The organism is Euzebya sp. (genome assembly GCF_964222135.1).
Lineage (GTDB): Bacteria > Actinomycetota > Nitriliruptoria > Euzebyales > Euzebyaceae > Euzebya.
The window spans coordinates 1-22392 of sequence record NZ_CAXQBR010000098.1; the positions used below are offsets into that span (position 1 = coordinate 1).

The following is a 22392-nucleotide window of genomic DNA, read 5'->3' on the forward strand; positions in this document are numbered from 1 at the left end:
ACTGCTCGGGTTCGAACGTCGGGTAGGACGCCATCGCGACGACCTCGCCGGTGTCGGCGTCCAGCACGAGGGCCGCGCCAGCGGGCGCCTCGAAGGTGCCCCCTCGGCCGACGCCGCTCTCGCTGTCGTTGGTCTCCCGCGCCAGGTCGATGCCGCGGGCGAGGGCGTCCTCGACGACCTGCTGCACCTCGAGGTCGAGGGTCAGCTGGACGGTGTCGCCCGGCATCGCCTGCGGGGCGTCGGGGCCGGTGACGTCCTCGATGATCTCGCCGCGGCTGTTCACGCGCACGCGGCGCTCACCCGGGGTGCCCTGGAGGTGGTCCTCGTAGGTGCGCTCCACGCCGGCCCAGCCGATGATGTCGCCCGGGTCGTAGTCGGCGTACTCCGGCTGCTCGAGCTCCTCGGCGGAGATCTGCCCGGTGTAGCCGATGACGTGGGCGGCGAGGTCACCGTGGGGGTACTCGCGCAGCGGGATCCGCTCGGCGATCACGCCCGGGAACCGGGTCGCCGAGTTCTGGTGGATGTAGAAGATCACGTCGTCGGGGACGTCGATGGCGATCGGCCGGTTCGCGAACGGGCCGGCCCGGTCGTCCTCGATGCGGGCGGTGATCTCGTCGGGCGGCATGTTGAGGATGCGGGACAGCTCCAGGATCGTCTCCCGCTGCGTCTCCTCGTCACCCATCTGGTCGGGGCGGACGCTGACGACCTGGGCGAACCGGTTGTCCACGATCGGCAGGCCGTTGCGATCGAGGATGTCCCCTCGCGGCGCCTCCACCTCGATCGTGCGGATCGACTGGTCCTCGGCCCGGGTCGCGAAGCGGTCACCGGTCATGACCTGCAGGAACCACAGCCGGCCGACGAGCAGCACGAACAGCGCGGCCACCAGCGCGCCCAGGAAGGTCAGGCGCAGCGCAGTGCTCTCGCGGGGGATCGGCGGTCGGGCGTTCGTCGGCTGCACGGGTCGTCCACCGTACCGAGCAGTCCCGAGCGCAGCGAGGCCACGACTGGGCGGAACGGACATATGGCGGCGCAGCCGCGCCATGCCCTCATCGCCGTAGGCGGATCAGCCCGCGGAGGCCGGTGGGAACTGGCGCAGGACCGATCTCACCGGGCGGAGCACGAGCGGCGACACCACCGCCGAGTACAGCCCGACCACCAGCGTCGCGACCAGCACCCGCCCGAGGGTCGGCTCGGTGGTCCCGAACATCCGCCCGAGCATGCCGAAGGCCGCCGTCGCCGCGGCCGTCAGTCCCCCGCTGAGCACGATCGGACCGGTCTGGGCGGACGCCGCGATGTAGGGGCGGAGCCGCCCGGCGGCGTACCCCGCGCCCATGACCACCAGGGCGCCGACGCCGACGAGGGCGCTGCCGCCGCTGATCAGGTCCTGGACCAGGCCGGCGGCGAACCCCACGCGCACGCCGCTCTCGGGCCCCTCCGCCAACCCGATCGCGACGACGACGAGGACCAGGACGTCCGGGCGGAAGCCCGCGACGGCGACGGCGGGGAGGACCGTCGTCTTCAACAGGATGGCCAGCAGGATCATCACCCCGAAGGCCGCGACGCGGACTCCCACGCCCTACTGGCTCGCCGCCGGGGAGGGATCGGGGGATGCACCCGCGGTGGGTGAGGCCCCGGGCTGCGGTGCCTCGGTCGCCGGGGCGGGGACGTCGACGCCGGGGATCGGCGTGCCCTCCGCGTTGGGTCGCGGCTCGACGGTGGGCGCGGGGACCAGCTCCGGCACGTCGATGATCTCGCCCTCGTCGAACTGGCCGTCGCTCTCGCGGCCTGCCACCACGACGGCGACCGTGGACAGGGCGCTGAAGTCCACGTAGGGCCGCACCTCGTAGAAGCGCTCGCCCTGGAAGTCCCCGTCAGGTGGGGTCTCGACCACCCCCACCGGCAGCCCGCCGGGGATGAGGGACCCCTGGAAGGTCTGGGTGACCACCACCGGCGTCTCGTCGGTGGGGAACCGCGGATCCGCGTCGACCATCTCGAGCTCGAGCAGGTCGCTGCCGCGGCCGGTCAGCAGGCCGCGGTCGCCGGACTGCGCGACGCGGACGGTGATGCGACCCTCGGTCGAGGACAGGAGGTTGACCCGCGCCCGCGTGGCGGTGACCTCGACCACCACCCCGACGACGCCGCGGCTGTTCACCACCGCCATCCCGTCGACGACGCCCTCGGACGCGCCGACGTCGATCAGGATCGAGCGCTCGAAGGTGCCCGGTGGCGCGGCGATCACCCGCGCGCCGACCAGGTCGACCGTCCGCTCTGCCGACATGTCGAGCAGCGCCTCGGCCTCGGACAGGCGGCGCTCGAGGTCGGCCTGCACCAGCAGCTCCTCGCGGAGCGCCTCGTTGTCGGCCTCGAGCTGCTCGATGCGGCTGCGGAGCGTGCCGATCTCGAGGATCGAGCCGAAGAAGTCGCCGACCGGCCGGACGACCGACGCGAAGCCGCTCTGGACCGGTGAGAACACCGCGTCCGCGCCGCGCTGCAGCGCACCCACCGGTCCGCCCGTCTCGCGGAAGTCGAGGGTGATGAAGGCCAGGGCGATCAGGACGAGCGCCCCGACCAGCGTCCGCCGCCGGTTCACGACTCGATCAGTGCCGCGAGGAGCTGATCAGCACCCGCTTCAGGGCCTCGAACTCCTCCAGGCACTTGCCGGAGCCGATCGCGACGGAGTTGAGGGGCGCGTCGGCCACGTGGATGGGCATCCCCGTCTCGTGCTTCAGCCGCTCGTCGAGGCCCTGCAGGTGCGCACCGCCACCGGTGAGGACGATCCCCTTGTCCATGATGTCCGCAGCGAGCTCGGGCGGGGTGCGGTCGAGCGTGTTCTTCACCGCATCGACGATGGAGTTGACCGGCTCCTCGATGGCCCGCCGGATCTCCTCGGCGGAGATGATGATCGTCTTCGGCAGCCCGCTGACCAGGTCGCGGCCGCGGATCTCCGCGTGGGACTCCTCCGGCATCGGGAAGGCCGAGCCGATGGCCATCTTGATCTCCTCAGCCGTCCGCTCGCCGAGCATCAGGCTGTACTCCTTCTTGACGTAGTTGATGATCGACTCGTCGAGCTCGTCCCCGCCGATGCGGATCGACGCCGACGTCACGATCCCGCCGAGGGAGATCACCGCCACCTCGGTCGTCCCTCCCCCGATGTCGACGACCATGTTCCCGGCGGGCTCGTGCACCGGGAGCCCGGCACCGATCGCTGCGGCCATCGGCTCCTCGATGATGTAGGCGGCCCGCGCGCCCGCCTGGATCGAGGCCTCCTCGACCGCCCGCTGCTCCACGCCGGTGATGCCGGAGGGGACGCACACCACGACGCGCGGCTTGTTGAGCCAGGTCATGTAGCGGCGCCGGTGCACCTTCCGGATGAAGTAGTTGAGCATCTTCTCGGTCACGTCGAAGTCGGCGATCACGCCGTCCTTCAGCGGCCGGATGGCGACGATGTGCCCGGGGGTGCGGCCGATCATCCGCTTGGCCTCGGCTCCCACGGCCAGGATCGCGCCGTTCTTCGTGTTGATCGCCACGACCGACGGCTCGTTCAGCACGATGCCCCGGCCGCGCACGTACACGAGCGTGTTCGCGGTGCCCAGGTCGACCGCGATGTCACGGCCGAACAGGGGGAGCGTGTTGAGCTGCTGGGGAGGAGTCGACAAGACGGGTGTCCGGGGAAGTCGGTCAGCGACGGTCGGGGCCGCCGCGTCGTGCGAGTGTAGCCCCGCGATCCCGTGGGGGGACGGGGCCGCGCCGTCGGCCGCATGGACACCTGCCCACCCGGCCCGGTCGCGGCCCGCCCGAGCCGGGGTGCGCTAGCGTCAGGCCATGGACCCCGAGCTCCTCGATGCCTTCAACCACCAGATCTCCCTGGAGCAGGAATCGGCCCAGGCCTACCTCCAGCTCGCCATCTGGGCGGAGTCCCGCGACCTGACCGGCATGGCCCGCTGGTTCCGCGCGCAGGCCGCCGAGGAGCGCGAGCACGCCGACATCTTCATCGACCACGTGCTCGACCGGGACGGGCAGGTCGTCCTGCGGGCCCTGTCAGCACCGGCGCACGACTTCACCGACGCGGTCGCGGCGTTCGAGGCCGCCCTGGCGCACGAGGAGAAGGTCACCGCCGCGATCGCCGAGCTGTACGGCAAGGTGACCGAGGCGCGCGACTACCGCAGCGTCCCGCTGCTGACCCGCTTCCTCGACGAGCAGGTGCACGAGGAGTCCGCGGTCCGCACGATCGTCGCCGAGCTCCGGATGATCGGGGGCGACGCGTCGGCGCTGCTGATGCTCGACCGGGAGCTGCCGGGGCGCCGGGCGTCCCAGACCGAGGCGGTGTGAGCTAGGCCTCCGGCGTGAACCAGAGCTGCAGCTCGATCGTCCCCTCGTCGGCGATCGAGATGACCGGCCCGGCCTGGGGCGCCTGGATCCCGTAGTCGGCGAAGACCACGGGGGAACGGCCGACCGCGAGGAGGTTCCCGTCGGCGATCTGGGCCTCCACCGCCACCTCGACGGGGTTCGTCATGCCGTTGACGGTCAGGTCCCCCACGGCGGTGAAGGTGATCGTCTCCCCCTCGGCGGGGATCTCGCCCAGGTCGACGGGCTGGGTGAGGGTGAAGGTCCCGGTCGGGTGCGCGTCCACACCCATGGCCCGCTTCATCGCGTCGTCGCGCCGGGGGACGTCGGAGACCATCTGGGTGAAGTCGGCCTCGACGGTGACGTCGGTCACGGTCGTCCCGTCGATGACGAGCTCGCCGCTGACGGCCGGCGTGCGCCCGACCGCCTCGGTCTGGCCGACCTGCTGGAGCTCCTCGGCGACCCGGAAGCCCGCGAAGGTGGAGGTGGCGTCGGCGAAGTCGAACTCCCCGATCTCCGTGTCCACCACCCAGGTGCCGGAGACGTCGGCGACGTTGCCCCCGCCCTCCCCCTCGGTGGCCTGTGACTCCGACGGGGAGGCGGTCGGGGCGTCGCCGGCGGCGAACGCGTCGACGTCGTCGACCGGCCCCTCGGTCGGCGTCAGCGCCTCGAGGGCGTTCTCGATGCTGGCCTCCTCGGCAGCAGGCCGGTTGAGGTACCAGACGACCAGGCCGATGCCGATGATGGCGACGAGGGCGACGACACCGGTGATCTTCTTCGCGTCCATGCGCGAGAACCTAGCCCCGGGCGGTCACGGGCCGATGACCCTGCGGGGACTCTTTCCGGTTCGAACGATCTCTTTGCCGGCCCATGACCCTCGCTACGCGTCGGGGAAAAAAGCCCGGTCACGCCGCTGCGCGGCGAGATCGCCCCCCGGCCTGTCCTGCTCTTCCCCTCGCTACGCGTCGGGGAAGAACAGGGCCACCTCTCGCTCCGCCGACTCGGGGCTGTCCGAGCCGTGGATGATGTTCTCGCCGATCACGGTGGCGAACTCGCCGCGGATGGAGCCCGGGGCGGCCTCGAGCGGGTTCGTGGCGCCGGCGAGCTGGCGCATCGCGGCGATGGCCCCCTCCCCCGACACGACCATGGCGACCAGCGGGCCACCGGTGATGAAGTCGACCAGCTCGCCGAAGAACGGCTTCTCGCGGTGCTCGCCGTAGTGCTGCTCGGCGACCTCGCGCTCGAGGGTGCGCAGCTCCATCCGGTCGATGGTCAGGCCCTTGGCCTCGATGCGGCGGACGACCTCGCCGATCAGTCGGCGCCGGACGCCGTCGGGCTTGATCAGGATCAGGGTGCTCTGGGTGCTCATCGCCGGGCAGGGTATGTGCTGCTGGCGATCACCGCCGACCTCCCCGGTTCCGCCTCGCCGGTCGAGGTGTGGAATCGTAGGGTCCCAATGCGCCACGACGACCGCACCGACGACCTGCAGCTGGACACCGAGGCCCTGGCGGCCTGGATGGGTGACCGCACCACGATCACGCCGCCGCTCGAGGCCTCGCAGATCTCCGGGGGCCGGTCGAACCTGACCTACCGGGTGGTCGACGCGGAGGGCCGGGCCTTCATCGTCCGCCGGCCGCCGCTGGGCAACCTGCTGCCCGGCGCGCACGACATGAGCCGTGAGCACCGGGTCATGCACGCTCTGGCCGACACCCCCGTCCCCGTGCCGCAGATGATCGGGCACTGCGACGATCCCGACGTGATCGGCGCGGAGTTCTACGCCATGTCCTTCGTCGACGGCCTGATCCTGCGGACCGCCGAAGATGCCGAGGCCGTCGAGGTCGGCGTGCGCGCCACAGCTACCCGCAGCCTGGCAGCGACCATGGCGGCGATGCACGCCGTCGACCCGGCCGAGGTGGGGCTGGGATCCCACCTGAAGGGCCAGGACTACCTCGCCCGACAGCTGCACGTCTGGCGGCGGCAGCTCGACGCCCAGAAGGGGCGGGAGCTCCCCGACGAGGAGGCGCTCCACGCCCGGCTGGCCGCCAACATCCCCGAGCAGCGCGCAGTCTCGATCGTCCACGGCGACTACCGCCTCGACAACGTCGTCCTGCACCCGGATGGCACCGTGGCCGCGGTGCTGGACTGGGAGCTGTGGACCCTCGGCGACCCCCTCGCCGACCTCGCGATCACGATGACGTACTGGGCGGACGGCGACGACCCGGCCCTGGCCGTCATCGGGCGACCGACGACCGCCGAGGGCTTCGGCGACCGCCACGCCTTCCGGGCGGCCTACGAGGAGGCGGGAGGCCTGGCGATGCCCGACGACCTGGTCGGCTACTACCTGGCGTTCGGGGTGTGGCGGCAGGCGGCGATCCTCGAGGGCGTGTACCAGCGAAACCTCGCCGGGGCCTATGGCGAGGGTGCAGAGGGGTGGCGGGTCTTCGAGGACCTCGTGCCGACCATGCTCGACCGCGCGGCGGCCTTCGCCGACGAAGCAGGCATCTAGTTCGACGGCGCGGGTCGGGCCGGGACGCAGAGCCCGGGTGCACCAACCGCCCCCACCGGCGGCAACCGCACCCACTCCGACCCGACCACCGGCCACCGGGTGCACCGACCGCCCCCACCGGCGGCTACCGCACCCACTCCGACCACCCACCGGCCACCGCCCTCACCGGCGGCCGCCGGCGAACCTACGCCGGGTCGAGGTCGAGGATGGAGCGGACCTCCCCGACCAGGTACAGCGACCCGGCGACGACCACCCCGTCCGAGGGGCGGGTGACGCCGTCGGCCAGGTCCATCGCGTGCTCGGCGTCGTCGGCCTCCTCGACGGACAGCCCGACCGCCTCGCAGGCCGCTGCGATCCGGCCGGGATCGGCTGCGCGGCGGTTGTCCGGGGCGACCGCGACGACGTGGTCGACCGCGGGGGCGATGGCGGTGACCATCCCCTCCACGTCCTTGTCGTCGAGGATCCCGAGGACCGCGACGCGGCGCTCGAAGGCGAAGTCCTGGCCGAGCGCCTCGGCGAGGGCGGCCATGCCCGACGCGTTGTGCGCCCCGTCGAGGAGGACGAGGCTCTGGCCGTCCCGCGGGATCGGCTCCAGGCGCCCAGGGACGCGGGCGTTCGCGAACCCCTCCTGGATCAGGTCGCGCTCGAGCTCGATCTCGTACCGGCTGTAGGCCTCGAACGCGGCGAGGGCCATCGCGGCGTTGGCGGCCTGGTGACGTCCGAACAGCGGCAGGTACAGCTCGTGGTACTCCCCGCGGACACCGCGGAGGTCGATCTGCTGCCCGCCGACGGCCGGGGTCCGGCCGAGAAGCTCGAAGTCGGTGCCCGCGACCTTGACCTGGGCGTTCATCTCGTCCGCCCGCTGGCGGATGACCTCGGCGACCGCGGGCTCCTGGGCGGCGGACACCACGTGGGCGTCCGGCTTGATGATCCCGGACTTCTCGACCGCGATCTGGGCCGGCGTGTCGCCGAGCTCGCGGTGGTCGAGCGCCACCCGGAGCAGGACCGCGACGCCGGCGTCGATGACGTTGGTGGCGTCCCACGTACCGCCCATCCCGACCTCGAACAGCCCGACGTTGACCGGGACGTCGGCGAAGTGCAGGAAGGCGATGGCCGTCAGCACCTCGAAGTACGTCACGTCGTCGCCGTGCCGCGCGTCGACGACCTCGAGGAACGGCGTCGCGAAGGCCAGGTGGCGCGCCAGGTCCTCACCGTCGATCGGCCGTCCACCGATGCGGATGCGCTCGCGGACGTCCTGGAGGTGCGGGCTCGAGAAGGACCCGGGGACCAGCCCGGCGGCCAGCAGCAGGCTCGACAGGATCGCCGTGGTGGAGGTCTTGCCGTTCGTGCCGGTCAGGTGGATCGTGTCGTAGGTCGTCTGGGGCTGGCCGAGCAGCTCGACCAGGTCGGTGATGCGGTCGAGGTCGGGGACCATGCGGCCGGCCGAGCGGGCCCCCAGCGCCGCGACGGCGGACGGGAGGTCGGTGATCGCGTCGGCGGGCGGGCGCGAGGCGTCGCTGGTCACAGGTGGGCTCTCGTCACTGCGCCAGCGGGTTGGGCGCGTTGAGGACCTGGAAGATGACGAACAGGGCCAGTCCGGCGATCCCGAGCAGGAAGACGATCGGCGCGATGATGCGGTTCGGGACCGGCTTGGTGGAGAGCACCTCGACCGGGAGGGGTTCGGGCTCCTCCTCGAGGTCCTCGCGGATGCGCTCCGCGCGGGCGAACGCCTCGGCCCTGGTCTGCATCTGAGCGGTGTCGCCGAGCGGCGACCGGATCCGCTCGGGCTCGGGAAGGTAGGTCTCGTGCGGTGCCGGATCGGCCGGAGCGGCGCTCGCCGGGGTGGGGTCGGCCGGGGCTGCGTCGGCCGGGGCTGCGTCGGCCGGGGCGTGGGCGGCGACGGCCCGCGAGGCGACGGCGATCCGCTCGACCAGCTCGGCGAGCGCCTGCTCGGCCTTGCGGACCATCCGCTCGGCGCGGTCGTGCTCGCCGCTGATCACGCGGACGCGCACCTCGCCGTAGACGTGCCCGACCGCCCGCCAGTAGTTCTTGACGGCCTTGACCAGCGCCCGGCGCTGCCGGGCCTCGAGGCTCGAATCCCCCTCCGCCTCGTCGAGAGGTGCCCGGGCGTACTGGGCGCGGCTGGCCGTCGCGCAGTCCGCCGCTGCACGCCCGGCGACTGCGGCGTCGCCCTCCCTGCCCCGCAGCACCTGGTCGCAGAGCGCAGCCGCGGTCGTGCGCGGCCGACCCGCCCCGAGCGGCCCGATCGCCGCCCAGAACGACGCGGTCAGCGACGGGAGCCCCGGGAGGTCCTGACGGGCCCACATCGTGAACTGCTGCGTGACCCGCTCGGGCTCCCGGCCGAGCAACCGCTTGGCGGCGAAGCCCAGTCCGGCGAGGTTCAACGCCTCCAGGTGCGCGGCGACGTCGGCCGGCCCGGGACCTGCCGAGGCGCGCGGGGTGTCGGCCACGCTCACCCGTCCTGGACCTTCGACGAGCTCTGGACCTTCGACGAGCTCTGGACCTTCGACAGGAGCTCGTCGAGCTGGGTCTCCAGCTTCTGGATCGCCGCCGTCCACTCCTCGGCCTTGCGGCGCTCGGCATCGACCACCGCGTCGGGGGCCTTCGCGACGAACGACTCGTTCGCGAGCTTGCCCTCCGCTCGCCGCAGCTCCCCGCGGGCCTGCTCGAGCTCGCCGCGCAGCCGGTCGAGCTCCTCGGAGGGGTCGACGATTCCCTCGAGGGACACGTAGACCTCGGCCCCGGCGGCGAGGACCTTGCCGACCAGGCCGTCGGGCGCGGCGTCGGCGAAGCGCAGATCCTCGACGCCGGCCAGCCGGCAGATGCCGTCACCACCGGCCTCGAGCGGCTCCCGCGCGGCGTCGCCGCACACCACGGTCACCCGGATCGGGTGCTTCGGCGACATGCCGTACTCCGCCCGCAGCGTCCGCAGCTCGGTGACGACCTGCTGCACCGCGGCGAAGGCGGCCTCCGCGTCGGGGTCGGTCCCCCGGTCGGCGGCGGGCCAGGCCGCGCGGATCAGCGCGGTGTCGGTGTCGTCGGGCGTCAGGCCGTGCAGACCGCGCCACAGCGCCTCGGTCACGAACGGCATGATCGGGTGGAGGAGCCGCAGCGACCGGTCGAGCACGGTGACGAGGACCTGGGCGCACGCCCGGTCGTCGCGCAGCTTGGCGAGCTCGAGGTACCAGTCGGCGAACTCGTCCCACACGAAGTGGTACAGCCCCCGGGCGGCTGGGGCGATGTCGTGGGCGTCGTAGGCGGCGTCCGCCTCGGCCCGGGCCGCTTCGAGGCGGCTCAGGATCCAGCGGTCCTCGATGCGCAGCTCGTCGTCGGCCGGCAGCCCATCCGCGGGCGTGACGTCGCCGGCGCGGTCGGCCACCAGCCGGGCCGCGTTCCACAGCTTGTTGGCGAAGCGACGTCCGCCCTCGACCCACTCCTCGGCCATGGGGACGTCCTGGCCGGGAGGGGCCGCGCGGAGGAGCGCGAACCGGAGGGCGTCCGCGCCGTAGCGGTCGATCAGCACCAACGGGTCGATGACGTTCCCGAAGGACTTCGACATCTTCTTGCCGGTGGCGTCACGGACGAGCCCGTGGTTGACGACGGTGCGGAACGGCACCTCGCCGTGGACCCACAGGCTGATCATCAGCATGCGGGAGACCCAGAAGGTGTTGATGTCGTACCCGGTGACGAGGACGTCGGTCGGGAACCAGGTCGCCAGCTCGGCGGTGTCCTCGGGCCAGCCCAGGGTCGTGAAGGGCCACAGCTGGCTCGAGAACCACGTGTCGAGGACGTCCTCGTCCTGGTGGGTCAGGCCCAGCTCGGCGATCTGCTCCTCGGTCGGGTCCTCGCGCAGGACGTGGATGCCACCGTCCGCGTCGTACCAGGCGGGGATGCGGTGGCCCCACCACAGCTGACGGGAGATGCACCAGTCGTGCAGGTTCTCCAGCCAGTCGAGGAAGCCCTTGGTGTTGCGCTCGGGCACGAACACCGTGCGGCCCTCGCGGACCGTATCGATGGCCGTCGCGGCCAGCGGGCCGACGTCGACGAACCACTGGTCGGACAGGCGTGGCTCGATCGGGACGTTGGTCCGCGAGGAGTGGCCCACGGAGTGGCGGTGCGGCTCGATCTTGACGAGCAGCCCGCGGGTCTCGAGGTCGGCCTGGATCGCCTTGCGGGCGTCGAAGCGGTCCATCCCCTCGTACGGGCCGCCGTTCGCGTTGATGACCGCGTCGTCGGTCATCACGTCGATCATCGGCAGGTCGTGGCGGACCCCGATGTCGTAGTCGTTGGGGTCGTGGGCCGGCGTGACCTTCACCGCGCCGGTCCCGAAGGCCGGGTCGACGTGGGCGTCGGCGATGACGGGGATCTCCCGCTCGACGAAGGGCACCACGACGGTCTGGCCGATGAGGTCGCGGTAGCGCTCGTCGTCGGGGTGCACGGCGACCGCGGTGTCGCCGAGCATCGTCTCGGGCCGCGTGGTGGCGACCACGACCCCCTCGCCACCGTCCGCGGCCGGGTAGCGCATGTGGGTCATCGTCCCGTCGACCTCGACGTGGTCGACCTCGATGTCGCTCAGCGCCGTGCTGGCCTTCGGGTCCCAGTTGATCAGCCGGTTGCCCCGGTAGATCAGACCGGCGTCGTACAGGTCGCAGAAGACCTTGCGGACCGCCGCGGACCGCGGCTCGTCGAACGTGAACGCCTCGCGCTCCCAGTCGCAGCTGGCCCCCAGGCGGCGCAGCTGGGTCAGGATCGTGCCGCCGGACTGCTCCCGCCACTCCCACACCCGCTCGACGAACGCCTCGCGCCCGAGGTCGTGGCGGGTCCGCCCCTCGGCTGCCAGCTGCCGCTCGACCACCGTCTGGGTGGCGATCCCCGCGTGGTCGGTGCCGGGCAGCCACACCGCGTTCCGGCCCTGCATCCGCGCGCGGCGGATGAGCACGTCCTGGATGGTGTTGTCGAGCGCGTGACCGATGTGGAGGGATCCGGTGACGTTCGGCGGGGGGATGACGATCGCGTACGGCTCGCCGTCGTCATCCGGCTCGGCGTGGAACAGCCCGTTGTCCGCCCACCACGCGTACAGCTCGGACTCGAGGGCCGTCGGGTCGTAGCTCTTCGGCAGGTCCATGGGCCGTGCAGTGTATGGGCGGTGAGTACCTTGGCCCCATGCGTGGCCTGACCTTCCGCCTCGGCGGCATCCCCGTGCGGGTCGATGCGACCTTCTGGATCATCATGGGGCTGTTCGGGGTCCAGCGGGCCACCGTCCGCGGGTCCCTCGACGTGGTCGTGGTCGTCGAGTGGATCGCGCTCGTCTTCGTCGGGATCCTGGCCCACGAGCTCGGCCACGCCATCGCGTTCCGCGGCTTCGGGCGCCAGCCGTCGATCACCCTCCACGGGATGGGCGGGCTGACGAGCGCGTCGGGGCGGCTCACCCCCGGCCGCCGGCTGGTGTCGACCCTCGCCGGTCCCGGTGTGGGCTTCGCGCTCGGCGGCATCGTGCTGCTCGCCCAGCGGACCGGCCTGTGGTCCCTGCCGCGCCTCGATGACGTCGGGGTGGCCGAGCTGATGCGGCTCGCACTGTCCGCCCCCTTCATCGCGGACATCCAGATCAGCGAGCTGATCTTCCTCGACCTCCTGTTCATCAACGTCGGCTGGGGCCTGTTGAACCTCGTCCCGCTGCACCCCCTCGACGGCGGGCAGTCCCTCGAGGCGCTGCTCGACGTGCTCAAGGTGAAGGCCGCGAAGACGGTGACCTCCGCCGTCGGTGTCGTCGTCGCGGCCGGCATCGGCGTCTGGGCCCTGCAGCGCCAGCAGATCTTCCTGCTGCTGATCATGGTCTTCCTCGGCCTCGCGAACGTCCGGCGGCTGAGCGCGATCAACCGGCCGGCCCCGGCCGCAACCCAGGGCCCCGCGGAGGGTGGCGAGGACCTCGGCCCCCACCTGCAGCACGCGATGCGCCTGGCCGACCAGGCGCTGCAGCAGGGCCGTGAGGACGAGGCGGTCGAGCTGCTCGCCCAGGAGCACCGGTACCGGCCGACGCCGGCCAGCGCGCGCATGTACCTGGCGGTGCTGGCCCGGACGCGGCGCTACGGCGACCTCGAGCAGGCCCTCGGCGAGGCTGGCGGACGCCTGGACGCCGGCACCCTCGCGAACGCCGGCGCGGCCCTGGTGGCGGGCGGCCGGTACGAGTCGGCGTTGCGGGCGGCCGAGGCGGCGTGGAACGCCGACGGGGACACCGACTGGCGCCCCGCCGTGACGGCGGCGGCCGCCCGCGCCGGGTTGCGGGACGTCGACGGTGCGGTGCGGTGGCTCTACACCGCCGCGGACCGCGGCTGGGCGGACCGGCGACGGCTGGAGACCGATCCGATCTTCGCCGAGGTCCGCGCCGACCCGCGGCTGCCGCAGGTGCTCGACCGGATGGGGGCCTGAGCCCGCGGTCGCCTGCCGGTCGATGACCCCGGGTGGTCGATGGCTCTGGTGGGCAGCCGCTCCGAGCGGTAGAACCGGGACATGAGCATCCACGAGCCGACCATCGCCCCCGACCGGGACCACGACGGCAGCCTCCACGGGGGTGGGGGCAACGCGGTGGCGCTCGATGCGGATCTGCTCCCCGAGGAGTTCCCCGACGACCGTCCCCTCGCGGCCCGCGAGTACGGCATCACCGAGGCCGAGCAGGCCCGCCGGGAGTCCCTCGACCGGCGGCTGCGGCGGGAGGAGCCCGAGGACCTGCCGGTGGGCGCCCGGGACGACGACGAGTCGCCGGACCTGCTGAGCGACGGCGACGACGACGGGCACGACCTCGTCAAGGACCTCACCGCGCTGCGCGCCCGCTGGGACGCCGATCGCGACGACTCCGGCCAGCCGCGCAGCCCGCGGTCGGCGGAGGAGGACGCCGTCCACGTCGTCGACGAGCCCGACCTGCTCGACGACTGAGGTGGCCGCGGCCCGACCCCCCGTCAGGATCGGTCCGCCCACGGCGGAGGACGAGGACGCGTTCCTCGAGGCGGTGGCGCACAGCCGCGGGGCGCACCACCCGTGGGTCAGCCCACCGGCGACCGCCGAGGCGTTCCGCGCGTACATCGCCCGTCGCGACGACCGCAACCGGTCGTACCTGATCCGCGCGGACGAGCCGGACGGCGAGCTGGTCGGTGTGGTCAACGCCAACGAGATCGTCCGCGGGGCGTTCCTCTCCTGCTACCTCGGCTACTACGGGTTCGCGCCGGCAGCGGGGCGCGGCCTCATGACCATCGGCCTGCGCCTGGTCCTCGACGACCTGTTCGGTCCGGTCGGCCTGCACCGGGTCGAGGCCAACATCCAGCCGGCGAACGCCCGGTCGATCGCCCTCGTGCGGCGCCTGGGGTTCCGGAAGGAGGGCTTCAGCCCCGACTACCTGCGCATCGCCGGCGCATGGCGGGACCACGAGCGCTGGGCCCTCCTCTCCCACGAGCACGGGCGCGCCCTGCCACCACCAGCCTGACGTGTCGTCGGGCACCGCCACGGGGTACGACGCTCACATGAGCGACTTCGACCCGACCGTCACCGACGACGTCGTCGACGACACCGACCAGCCAGGCGAGCGCCTCGACGCCGACAAGGTGCCGACGGAGTTCCCGGACCGCCCGACCGCCTCGTTCGAGCACGGCACGACCGCCCGCGAGATGGCGGAGGGGGAGTCGCTCGACGACCGGCTCTCACGCGAGCTGCCCGATGACGCCGGCGCAGCGCGGACCCCCGCCGAGGACACGCCCGCGGTGCCGCTCCAGGACGACGCCGACGACGACGGCCTCGACCGGGAGAAGGACCTCGTGGCCGAGTCCCCGGTCGCCGAGCCCCACGTCGACGACACCGGCCAGCCCACCGCCCCGGTCGCCGCCGAGGAGGCCGCCATCCGGCCCGAGGCCACCGACGACGTGCCCGGCACCACCGAGCACGAGGTCATCCGACGCGAGGACGACCTCGAGCGTCCCACCGACGTCTGAACCCCCACTGGCGATGGATTCGACATCCCGCTGCGCGTGACCGTGTCACAGGTGGGGCGCGCGACCACACCTGAGGTCACAGTGACCTCCTGAGCGTGACCCGTCAGCCCCGGCGGTGTCGAGTCCATCCCGGGGGGGGTCCGCGCCGGCGGGTGCGCAGACGCGGCTGCGCCGGTCCTCACCCTCCCCCTGAGGGTTACGCCGAGCGGCGGCGCTGCTCGAGCTCCTTCGCGGGCACGAGCGTCGGGTTGGCCTTCTCGCGGACGACCTCGCCGGTGATGATCACCTGCGAGACGTCGGTCATCGAGGGCACCTCGTACATCGTGTTGAGGAGCACCTCCTCGAGGATGGCCCGCAGGCCGCGCGCACCGGTGCCGCGGAGGATCGCCAGGTCGGCGATCTCCTCGAGGGCGTCGTCGGTGAACTCGAGCTCGACCCCGTCGAACTCGAACTGCTTCTGGTACTGCTTGACCAGCGCGTTCTTCGGCTCGGTCAGGATCTGGATGAGCGCCTCGCGGTCCAGCTTCGACACGTTCGTCACCACCGGCAGGCGGCCGACGAACTCGGGGATCAGACCGAACTTGAGCAGGTCCTCGGGCAGCACCTCGGCGTGGAGGGCGCTCGGGTCCTGGTCGTCGGCGACCGCGATGTCCGCGCCGAACCCGACGACGGTCCGGCCGAGGCGGCGCTCGATGATGTCCTCGAGGCCGGCGAACGCGCCGCCGCAGATGAACAGCACGTTCGTGGTGTCGATCTGGATGAACTCCTGGTGGGGGTGCTTCCGCCCGCCCTGGGGCGGCACGCTCGCCACCGTGCCCTCGAGGATCTTCAGGAGCGCCTGCTGGACGCCCTCACCGGACACGTCCCGCGTGATCGAGGGGTTCTCGGACTTCCGGGCGATCTTGTCGACCTCGTCGACGTAGATGATCCCCGTCTCGGCCTTCTTGACGTCGAAGTCCGCCGCCTGGATCAGCTTCAGGAGGATGTTCTCGACGTCCTCCCCGACGTAGCCGGCCTCGGTCAGCGCGGTCGCGTCGGCGATGGCGAACGGCACGTCGAGCAGGCGGGCGAGGGTCTGGGCCAGCAGGGTCTTGCCCGAGCCGGTCGGGCCGAGCATCAGGATGTTCGACTTCGCGATCTCGACGTCACCGGACTTCGACCCGGCACCCGGCCGGGTGCCGCTGGCGGCGCGGATGCGCTTGTAGTGGTTGTAGACCGCGACGGCGAGCGTCCGCTTCGCCGGGTCCTGGCCCACCACGTAGCCGTTGAGGAACTCGAAGATCTCCCGCGGCTTGGGGAGGTCCCCCGACGCCACCTCGGGCGTCTCGGCGAACTCCTCCTCGATGATCTCGTTGCAGAGGTCGATGCACTCGTCGCAGATGTAGACCCCGGGCCCGGCGATGAGCTTCTTGACCTGCTTCTGGGTGTGCCCGCAGAAGGAGCACTTCAGCAGGTCGCCCCCTTCGCCGAACTTGGCCATCGCGCTCTGTCCCTCTCGATCTCGTGATCAGCCGCTGCCCGTCCGGGACCGGCCGGCGCCATCGTAACGCCGTCGTGTGTCACGCCGATGGCCCGAACGACGGTTTCTCCCTCTGATCGGCCGACGCACCCCCCGTGTGAGGGGTCCTACATCATGCTCCGCTCGCCCTGCTCCGCGCGGGAGGCGAGGACGCGGTCGACGATGCCGTACTCGACGGCCTCCTGGGCGTTCATGATGAAGTCGCGGTCGGTGTCCTCGGTGATCTTCTCCTTGGGCTGACCCGTGGAGGTGGCGAGGATCTCGTCGAGCAGGTCCCGGATCCGCTGGACCTCGCGGGCGGCGATCTCGATGTCGGTGGACTGGCCCTCCGCACCGCCGTGGGGCTGGTGGATCAGCACGCGCGCGTGCGGCAGCGCGAAGCGCTTGCCCTTCTCCCCCGCCGCGAGCAGGATCGCCGCCGCCGACGCGGCCTGGCCCATGCAGATCGTCGACACCTTCGGCTTGATGAAGGTCATCGTGTCGTAGATGCCGAGGGCGCTGGTGACCGACCCGCCCGGGGAGTTGATGTACAGGTTGATGTCCTTCTCGGGGTCCTCGCCCTCCAGGTGGAGGAGCTGGGCCATGATCAGGTTCGCGATCTCGTCGTTGATCGGCGTGCCGAGGAAGATGATCCGGTCCTTGAGCAGCCGCGAGTAGATGTCGAACGCCCGCTCGCCGCGGTTCGTCTGCTCGATGACGGTCGGGACGACGTAGCTCGAGATGTCCAAGGGGCTCGCTCCTGGCGGTGGTCGGCGAGTCGCCACGATAGCGTCGCCGCCCATGGCGGACACGGTGCGCGAGCCCGGCGCGGAGCGGCTTCCCGGGCCGACCCGGCGACACCGCCTGGGGCTGGTCCTGGTGGTCGTCGCGGTGCTGGTCGGCGTGGTCGGGCTGGCGCGCTCGACCGGCCGGGCGACCGCGACCGACGTGCTCGCGATCCCCGCCTTCGAGACCGTCCGCGCCGACCGGCTGGCCAACGGGACACCGGTGTTCGTCGTCCACGGGCCGACCCCGGAGGGAGGGGAGGGACCGGTCCTCGACGTCATCCAGGCGTTCACGCCGGAGGTGGAGGGGCCGATCACCGAGCTGGTCGCGTGGTGCGCCGCGTCCCAGCAGTTCGTGGCCGCCCACCACGGGCCGCTGTACGACAGCCGCGGGCGGCGGCTCCCCTCCTCCACCGCCGGACGGGACCCGGGGGCGGCGGCGTTCGCCGAGCGCACCGCCGTCGACGACCTCGTCCACCGGCAGGTGGAGGTCGTCGAGGGCCGGACCGATCCCGAGGACCCGATCGTCGTCGGCGCCGTCCAACCCCTCCGTCCGTGGCAGGTCGAGGATCGGCCGTACCTCCAGGCCGCCACGCCCTCCCCGTCGTGCCGACTGACGGCTGACCCGCCGGGAGGCCGCACGGGCGACGAGCCGTTCCGCCGGGTCGTGGACCACTCCTTCCTCGCCGGGCCGGTCGATCCCGAGGCCGCCGGGTGGCAGATCACCGACGGGTGGCTGCTCATCGCCTCCGACGGGAGCGTGACCTGGTGCGACGAGGCGCCGGCCGCCGGGCTCACCCCGTCGTGCCCGTCACCGAGGGAGGACGTCGAGGTCGGCTTCGGGTTCGAACCCGCGGATGTGGGCGGCGTGGCGACGGCGATCGGCGGGCCGCTGGCGGTCCGCTTCGCCAACGGGGCGGTCGCCCGCGCGGCGGTGCTGGCGGACAGCAGCTGGCACGGGTCGTCGCTGCGCGGAACCGAGCGCCACCGCGGCCGTCTGGTGACCTCGTGGACCGCCGAGGACCCGCGGATCGGCCTGGCCGACCTGGCGGCGCTCCCGGGCGGAGGGGCCGCGGGCTGCCGGGCTGCGTTCCCCACGGGCGGGGACCCGGCCCGCACCGCGGTCCCCGTGACCGGTCAGACCGCCGTCGACGTCGGGGGCGTCGACGACCTGGCCGCGCTGGACGATCTGGCCGGCCGCGGCGCGCCCGTGGAGGTGGTCGTCGACGCGGTCACGTGCACGGCGCTCGCCGTGGTCGATCCTGGGAGGTAGGGCCTACTCCTCGTCGTCCTCGGGTGAGTCGACGGAGTCGGGAGAGTCGGGAGAGTCCGGGGAGTCGGGCGAATCCGGGGAGTCGGGGGAGTCCGGGGACGCGGCGGCGTCGGGCGCCACCGGGGCCTCGACGTCGGTCACGACCGTGTCGTCGGGCGTGGCCAACGCCTCGTCGAGCTCGTCGGGCTCGGGCTCCGGCGGGACGTTGGTGATCTCGACGGACGCGAGGATGTGGTCGATCGTCTTGCGCCGGTACGCGTCGGCGTAGAGCGCGCCGATGCGGTCGGGCTGGGTCATCAGCTGCGCGAGCTCCTGGGGGTCGCGGCCCAACCGCATCGCCTGGCGCGTCACCTCGTGGCCGAGGTCGGCCTGCTCGACGGTGATGCCGGCCGCCTGGCCGATCTCGTCGACGACGAGCTGGGCCTTCACGGTCTGCTCGGCCTCGGCGCGCAGCTGGTCGATCAGGACCTGCGGGTCGCCGCCCGCCACGATCTGGATGAACTGCTCGAAGTCGATGCCGCTCTGCTCCGCCTGGTGGGCGATGCGGTTGAGGCGGAACCGCTGCTCCTCCTCGACCAGCGACTCCGGCAGCGGGATCTCGACGAGGTCCGCCACGGCCTCGACGACCGTGCCGCGCAGGTTCGCCCTGGCCATCTGCAGCTTCTCGGTGCTCAGCTGCTCGCGGACGTCGGCCCGCAGCTCGTCGATGGTGTCGAACTCGCTGGCGGTCAGCGCGAAGTCGTCGTCGAGGTCGGGGAGGGTCTTGGTCTTGACCTCCTTGACGATCGCGGTGAAGTCGAGCTGCAGGCCGGCCAGCTCCTCGGGGTAGTCCGGTCCGAGCTCGTCGCTGAAGCTGACGATGGCCCCCGCCTCGGCGCCCACCAGCGCCTTGTCGAGCTCGGAGTCCGTCTCGTCCGCGGGGATCTGGTAGAGCTGGTCCTCGACCGACACCTCGTCGACGACGGTGCCGTCGGGCCGCTTGCCGGTGAGGGTCACGGTGACGAAGTCGCCGGGCTGGGCGGGGCGCTCGACGGTGTCCACCTCGGCGAAGCGCTCGCGCATGTCGTCGAGCTTCGCGTCGACCTCGTCGTCGGTGACCTCCCACTCGGGGTGCTCGATGGTCATCCCGGCGTACTCGGGGACATCGAAGGCCGGGCGCACGTCGACCGTGGCGGTCAGGATCCCCTCCTGACCGCGCTCGAAGGACTCGACGTCGAAGCGGGGCTGGCCGACCGGCTCGATCTCCGCCTCCTGGAGGGCCTCGGAGTAGAACGCCGGGAACGCGTCACGTGCGGCCTCCTCGAGGACCGCGCCCTTGCCCAGGCGGGACTCGAGCACCTTGAGGGGCGCCTTCCCGGGACGGAATCCGGGGATCTTCACCGAGCCGGCGAGCCGGCGGGTCGCGTCGTCGATCGCCCGCGTGACGCGATCGGCTTCGACGGTGATGGAGAGCTTGACGGTGGTGTCGTCGATCTTCTCGACAGCGGTGGTGACCACGGTGGGTGTCCTCGGGGAGTCGGCTGAGCGCGGAATGCTACGCGCTCGCCCGAGGACGTCAGTCGGCCCAGCGGCTGCTCTCGGGCTCGTCGTCGGCGGGGTCGGCGACCTCGAGGTCGAACCGGTCCAGGCAGTCCGCGCAGCGGTAGGCGACCCAGTCGCCCGGCTCGAACCCCTCCTCGGGCGCGTGGCCGAGCCGGTGGCAGGTGCCGCGGCACTCGACGCAGGTGATGGTCTCGGGGACGGGGACGGGCATGCGCCCCAGTGTGCCTAGCATGCGTCTGCCGGACCGGAGTCCCTCGTGGTTTGGGGCGGAGGGGGAGGGCGTAGGGTGCAGGCCGATCAGCAGTTGGTGAGGCAGTCAGGGAGACGACATGAGCGGGATGGTCACGACGGGGCTGGTGGGCGATCTGCGGGGGTTCCTCGACGGGGAGCGGGCGTGGGCGCGGGACGAGGTCCGCGAGCAGGTGCTCCGTTCCCCGGAGTTCGCGCCGGTGGTCGACCTCGACGACGCGGCGTACCGCGAGCGGGTCTTCTCCCAGCTCCAGACGCTGGCCCGCAAGGAGGGCGGCACCGCCGTCGGGTTCCCCACGTCGGTGGGCGGCGAGGCCGACATCGGCTCCTACGTGACGGCCTTCGAGACCCTCGCGATGGGCGACCTGTCGCTGCTGGTGAAGGCCGGCGTGCAGTTCGGGTTGTTCGGCGGGGCGATCCAGCACCTCGGCACCGAGCGCCACCACCGCGCGTACCTCCCCGGCGTGATCAGCTGCGACCTCGTCGGGTGCTTCGCGATGACCGAGACCGGTCACGGCTCGAACGTCCAGCAGCTGCGGACCACCGCCACCTACGACCCGGACACCCGCGAGTTCGTGATCGACACACCCGACCGGGAGGCGTGGAAGGACTACATCGGCAACGCCGCGGTCCACGCATCGACCGCGGTGGTGTTCGCCCAGCTCGTCACCGGCGGGGAGTCCCACGGCGTCCACGCCTTCGTCGTCCCGATCCGCGAGGGGACCGCAGGCGCGGAGCGGCCCGGCGTGACCGTGGAGGACGACGGGCACAAGGCGGGGTTGAACGGCGTCGACAACGGGCGGCTGGCCTTCGACGGGGTGCGGATCCCGAAGGAGGACCTGCTCGACCAGTTCGCGACCGTCGAGGACGACGGCACCTACCGCTCGTCGATCGAGGGGGACACCAAGCGGTTCTTCACCACGATCGGGACCCTCATCCAGGGCCGGATCAGCGTGGCCGGCGGGGCGATCGGGGCGACCAAGCGGGCGCTCGCCATCGCGGTCCGCTACGGCCTGCAGCGCCGCCAGTTCGGGGCGCCGGGGTCGGACACCGAGGTGCGGATCCTCGACTACCGCGTGCACCAGCGGCGGCTGCTGCCGGCGATCGCCACCACCTACGCCCTGCAGTGCGTGCAGACCGAGGACGTCGACGAGCTCCACCGGATCTTCAGCCTCGGCGAGGGCGACGAGCGGGAGCGCCGCCTGCTCGAGTCCCGCGCCGCCGGCGTCAAGGCCGTCGCGACCTGGCACGCCACCCACACGATCCAGACCTGTCGTGAGGCCTGCGGCGGGGCGGGCTACCTGGCGGAGAACCTGCTGCCGCAGCTGAAGGCCGACACCGACGTGTTCACGACCTTCGAGGGCGACAACACGGTCCTCCTCCAGCTGGTCGCGAAGGGGTTGCTGACGGACTACCGGGAGGAGGTCAGCAACCTCGACGCGATCGGCACGGCCCGGTTCGTCGCGGACCTGGTGACCGACGTGGTCATCGAGCGCACCGCCGCGCGGCGGCTGGTCCAGTCCCTCATCGACCGCGTCCCCGGTCGTGAGGAGGAGGCGCACCTGGGGGACGCCGGGTACCACCTGCAGCTGCTCAGCTTCCGGGAGGAGCACATCCTCGACGGGGTCGCGCGGCGACTGCGGGCGGGGATCCAGTCCGACGGCGGCGACCCGTTCGAGGTGTTCAACGACTGCCAGGACCACGTGCTCGCGGCGGCCCGGGCCCACATCGACCGCCTCGTGCTCGAGGCCTTCGTCACCGCGGTCGGCGAGGTCGAGGAGGGACCGGCCCGGGAGGTCCTCGAGCAGCTGTGCGAGCTGCACGCCCTGAGCGTCATCGAGGCTGACCGGGCGTGGTTCCTCGAGCACGGCCGGCTGAGCGCGACCAGGGCGAAGATGGTCATCCGCCGCGTCAACGAGCTCTGTGCGGAGCTGCGCCCCCACGCCGCCGCGCTCGTCGAGGCGTTCGGCGTGCCGGAGGAGCAGCTCACCGCCCCGATCGCCCAGCCGGGGGCGGGGTACGGCGCGACCTGACCGCGCAGGAGCGGACCACCGGCACGCGCGGGGGTCGGGCGCGCTCCGGGGCCCGTGGTGTGAGACCGCCGACCAGTGTCACCGATCACCGCCGCGCCCGCGATGACACGTCGTGATGCTCTTCCTCCCCCCATGTACGTACGCATCCACCGCCGTCCGACGTAG

Annotated in this window: 20 protein-coding genes and 1 pseudogene; 8 read left to right on the top strand and 13 right to left on the bottom strand. The window is 72.3% G+C overall.

The window, feature by feature from the left end; translation table 11 throughout:
- From ACEQ2X_RS21575 to ACEQ2X_RS21590, 4 genes and pseudogenes are all read right to left on the bottom strand, one after another.
- Positions 1–958 (bottom strand): annotated as a pseudogene (locus ACEQ2X_RS21575) (hypothetical protein); the annotation flags it as partial.
- 105 nt (positions 959–1063) lie between these two features.
- The gene (mreD, locus tag ACEQ2X_RS21580) at positions 1064–1573 is read right to left on the bottom strand and encodes a rod shape-determining protein MreD (protein WP_370327947.1); all 510 of its coding nucleotides are present in this window, start codon (positions 1571–1573) and stop codon (positions 1064–1066) included.
- A gap of 3 nt (positions 1574–1576) precedes the next feature.
- Positions 1577–2590: a rod shape-determining protein MreC gene (locus ACEQ2X_RS21585; protein ID WP_370327948.1), complete on the bottom strand. Its 1014-nt coding sequence runs from the start codon at positions 2588–2590 to the stop codon at positions 1577–1579.
- Between the two features lie 7 nt (positions 2591–2597).
- Positions 2598–3656 (bottom strand): rod shape-determining protein, encoded by a 1059-nt coding sequence (locus ACEQ2X_RS21590; RefSeq protein ID WP_370327949.1) that lies wholly within the window; start codon positions 3654–3656, stop codon positions 2598–2600.
- A 166-nt stretch (positions 3657–3822) separates the two neighbouring features.
- Between ACEQ2X_RS21590 and ACEQ2X_RS21595 the strand changes: the two genes are divergently transcribed.
- Positions 3823–4329: a ferritin gene (locus tag ACEQ2X_RS21595; protein WP_370327950.1), complete on the top strand. Its 507-nt coding sequence runs from the start codon at positions 3823–3825 to the stop codon at positions 4327–4329.
- Between the two features lies 1 nt (position 4330).
- Here the strand turns inward: ACEQ2X_RS21595 and ACEQ2X_RS21600 are convergent, their stop codons facing one another.
- Both ACEQ2X_RS21600 and ndk read right to left on the bottom strand, forming a co-directional pair.
- Entirely contained in the window at positions 4331–5131 is an 801-nt protein-coding gene (locus ACEQ2X_RS21600; RefSeq protein ID WP_370327951.1) for a YceI family protein, read from the bottom strand.
- A gap of 171 nt (positions 5132–5302) precedes the next feature.
- Positions 5303–5713, bottom strand: a complete 411-nt coding sequence (ndk, locus tag ACEQ2X_RS21605) for a nucleoside-diphosphate kinase (RefSeq protein WP_370327952.1) — start codon at positions 5711–5713, stop codon at positions 5303–5305.
- A gap of 87 nt (positions 5714–5800) precedes the next feature.
- Between ndk and ACEQ2X_RS21610 the strand changes: the two genes are divergently transcribed.
- Positions 5801–6850 carry a phosphotransferase family protein gene (locus ACEQ2X_RS21610; protein WP_370327953.1) on the top strand — a complete coding sequence of 350 codons (1050 nt, stop codon included), beginning with the start codon at positions 5801–5803 and terminating at the stop codon, positions 6848–6850.
- Between the two features lie 184 nt (positions 6851–7034).
- On the opposite strand, the gene ACEQ2X_RS21615 is transcribed toward ACEQ2X_RS21610, so the two are convergent.
- The 3 genes from ACEQ2X_RS21615 to ACEQ2X_RS21625 are packed head-to-tail and all read right to left on the bottom strand — an operon-like array spanning position 7035 to position 11996.
- Positions 7035–8375 carry a folylpolyglutamate synthase/dihydrofolate synthase family protein gene (locus ACEQ2X_RS21615; protein ID WP_370327954.1) on the bottom strand — a complete coding sequence of 447 codons (1341 nt, stop codon included), beginning with the start codon at positions 8373–8375 and terminating at the stop codon, positions 7035–7037.
- Between the two features lie 13 nt (positions 8376–8388).
- Positions 8389–9321: a hypothetical protein gene (locus ACEQ2X_RS21620; protein ID WP_370327955.1), complete on the bottom strand. Its 933-nt coding sequence runs from the start codon at positions 9319–9321 to the stop codon at positions 8389–8391.
- Between the two features lie 2 nt (positions 9322–9323).
- Complete coding sequence (locus ACEQ2X_RS21625) at positions 9324–11996, bottom strand: valine--tRNA ligase (RefSeq protein WP_370327956.1); 2673 nt, start codon at positions 11994–11996, stop codon at positions 9324–9326.
- Positions 11997–12034: 38 nt separating this feature from the next.
- Here ACEQ2X_RS21625 and ACEQ2X_RS21630 point away from each other — a divergent pair, with 38 nt between their 5' ends.
- The 4 genes from ACEQ2X_RS21630 to ACEQ2X_RS21645 all read left to right on the top strand — a co-directional run bounded on the left by ACEQ2X_RS21630 (position 12035) and on the right by ACEQ2X_RS21645 (position 14847).
- Positions 12035–13297: a hypothetical protein gene (locus tag ACEQ2X_RS21630; protein WP_370327957.1), complete on the top strand. Its 1263-nt coding sequence runs from the start codon at positions 12035–12037 to the stop codon at positions 13295–13297.
- A gap of 81 nt (positions 13298–13378) precedes the next feature.
- A complete protein-coding gene (locus tag ACEQ2X_RS21635) occupies positions 13379–13801 on the top strand; it encodes a hypothetical protein (protein ID WP_370327958.1) in 423 nt (140 codons plus the stop codon).
- Position 13802: 1 nt separating this feature from the next.
- Positions 13803–14345 (top strand): GNAT family N-acetyltransferase, encoded by a 543-nt coding sequence (locus ACEQ2X_RS21640; protein WP_370327959.1) that lies wholly within the window; start codon positions 13803–13805, stop codon positions 14343–14345.
- Between the two features lie 37 nt (positions 14346–14382).
- Complete coding sequence (locus ACEQ2X_RS21645; protein ID WP_370327960.1) at positions 14383–14847, top strand: hypothetical protein; 465 nt, start codon at positions 14383–14385, stop codon at positions 14845–14847.
- 196 nt (positions 14848–15043) lie between these two features.
- Here the strand turns inward: ACEQ2X_RS21645 and clpX are convergent, their stop codons facing one another.
- Both clpX and clpP read right to left on the bottom strand, forming a co-directional pair.
- Complete coding sequence (gene clpX / locus ACEQ2X_RS21650; protein WP_370327961.1) at positions 15044–16327, bottom strand: ATP-dependent Clp protease ATP-binding subunit ClpX; 1284 nt, start codon at positions 16325–16327, stop codon at positions 15044–15046.
- A gap of 146 nt (positions 16328–16473) precedes the next feature.
- Positions 16474–17088: an ATP-dependent Clp endopeptidase proteolytic subunit ClpP gene (clpP, locus tag ACEQ2X_RS21655; protein ID WP_370327986.1), complete on the bottom strand. Its 615-nt coding sequence runs from the start codon at positions 17086–17088 to the stop codon at positions 16474–16476.
- 58 nt (positions 17089–17146) lie between these two features.
- Here clpP and ACEQ2X_RS21660 point away from each other — a divergent pair, with 58 nt between their 5' ends.
- Positions 17147–18403 carry a hypothetical protein gene (locus tag ACEQ2X_RS21660; RefSeq protein ID WP_370327962.1) on the top strand — a complete coding sequence of 419 codons (1257 nt, stop codon included), beginning with the start codon at positions 17147–17149 and terminating at the stop codon, positions 18401–18403.
- Positions 18404–18406: 3 nt separating this feature from the next.
- On the opposite strand, the gene tig is transcribed toward ACEQ2X_RS21660, so the two are convergent.
- The gene (tig, locus tag ACEQ2X_RS21665; protein WP_370327963.1) at positions 18407–19900 is read right to left on the bottom strand and encodes a trigger factor; all 1494 of its coding nucleotides are present in this window, start codon (positions 19898–19900) and stop codon (positions 18407–18409) included.
- Between the two features lie 58 nt (positions 19901–19958).
- A complete protein-coding gene (locus ACEQ2X_RS21670) occupies positions 19959–20156 on the bottom strand; it encodes a hypothetical protein (protein ID WP_370327964.1) in 198 nt (65 codons plus the stop codon).
- Positions 20157–20283: 127 nt separating this feature from the next.
- Between ACEQ2X_RS21670 and ACEQ2X_RS21675 the strand changes: the two genes are divergently transcribed.
- On the top strand, positions 20284–22227 hold the full coding sequence (locus tag ACEQ2X_RS21675; RefSeq protein WP_370327987.1) for an acyl-CoA dehydrogenase: 1944 nt from the start codon (positions 20284–20286) through the stop codon (positions 22225–22227).
- The last annotated feature ends 165 nt before the right edge of the window (positions 22228–22392 follow it).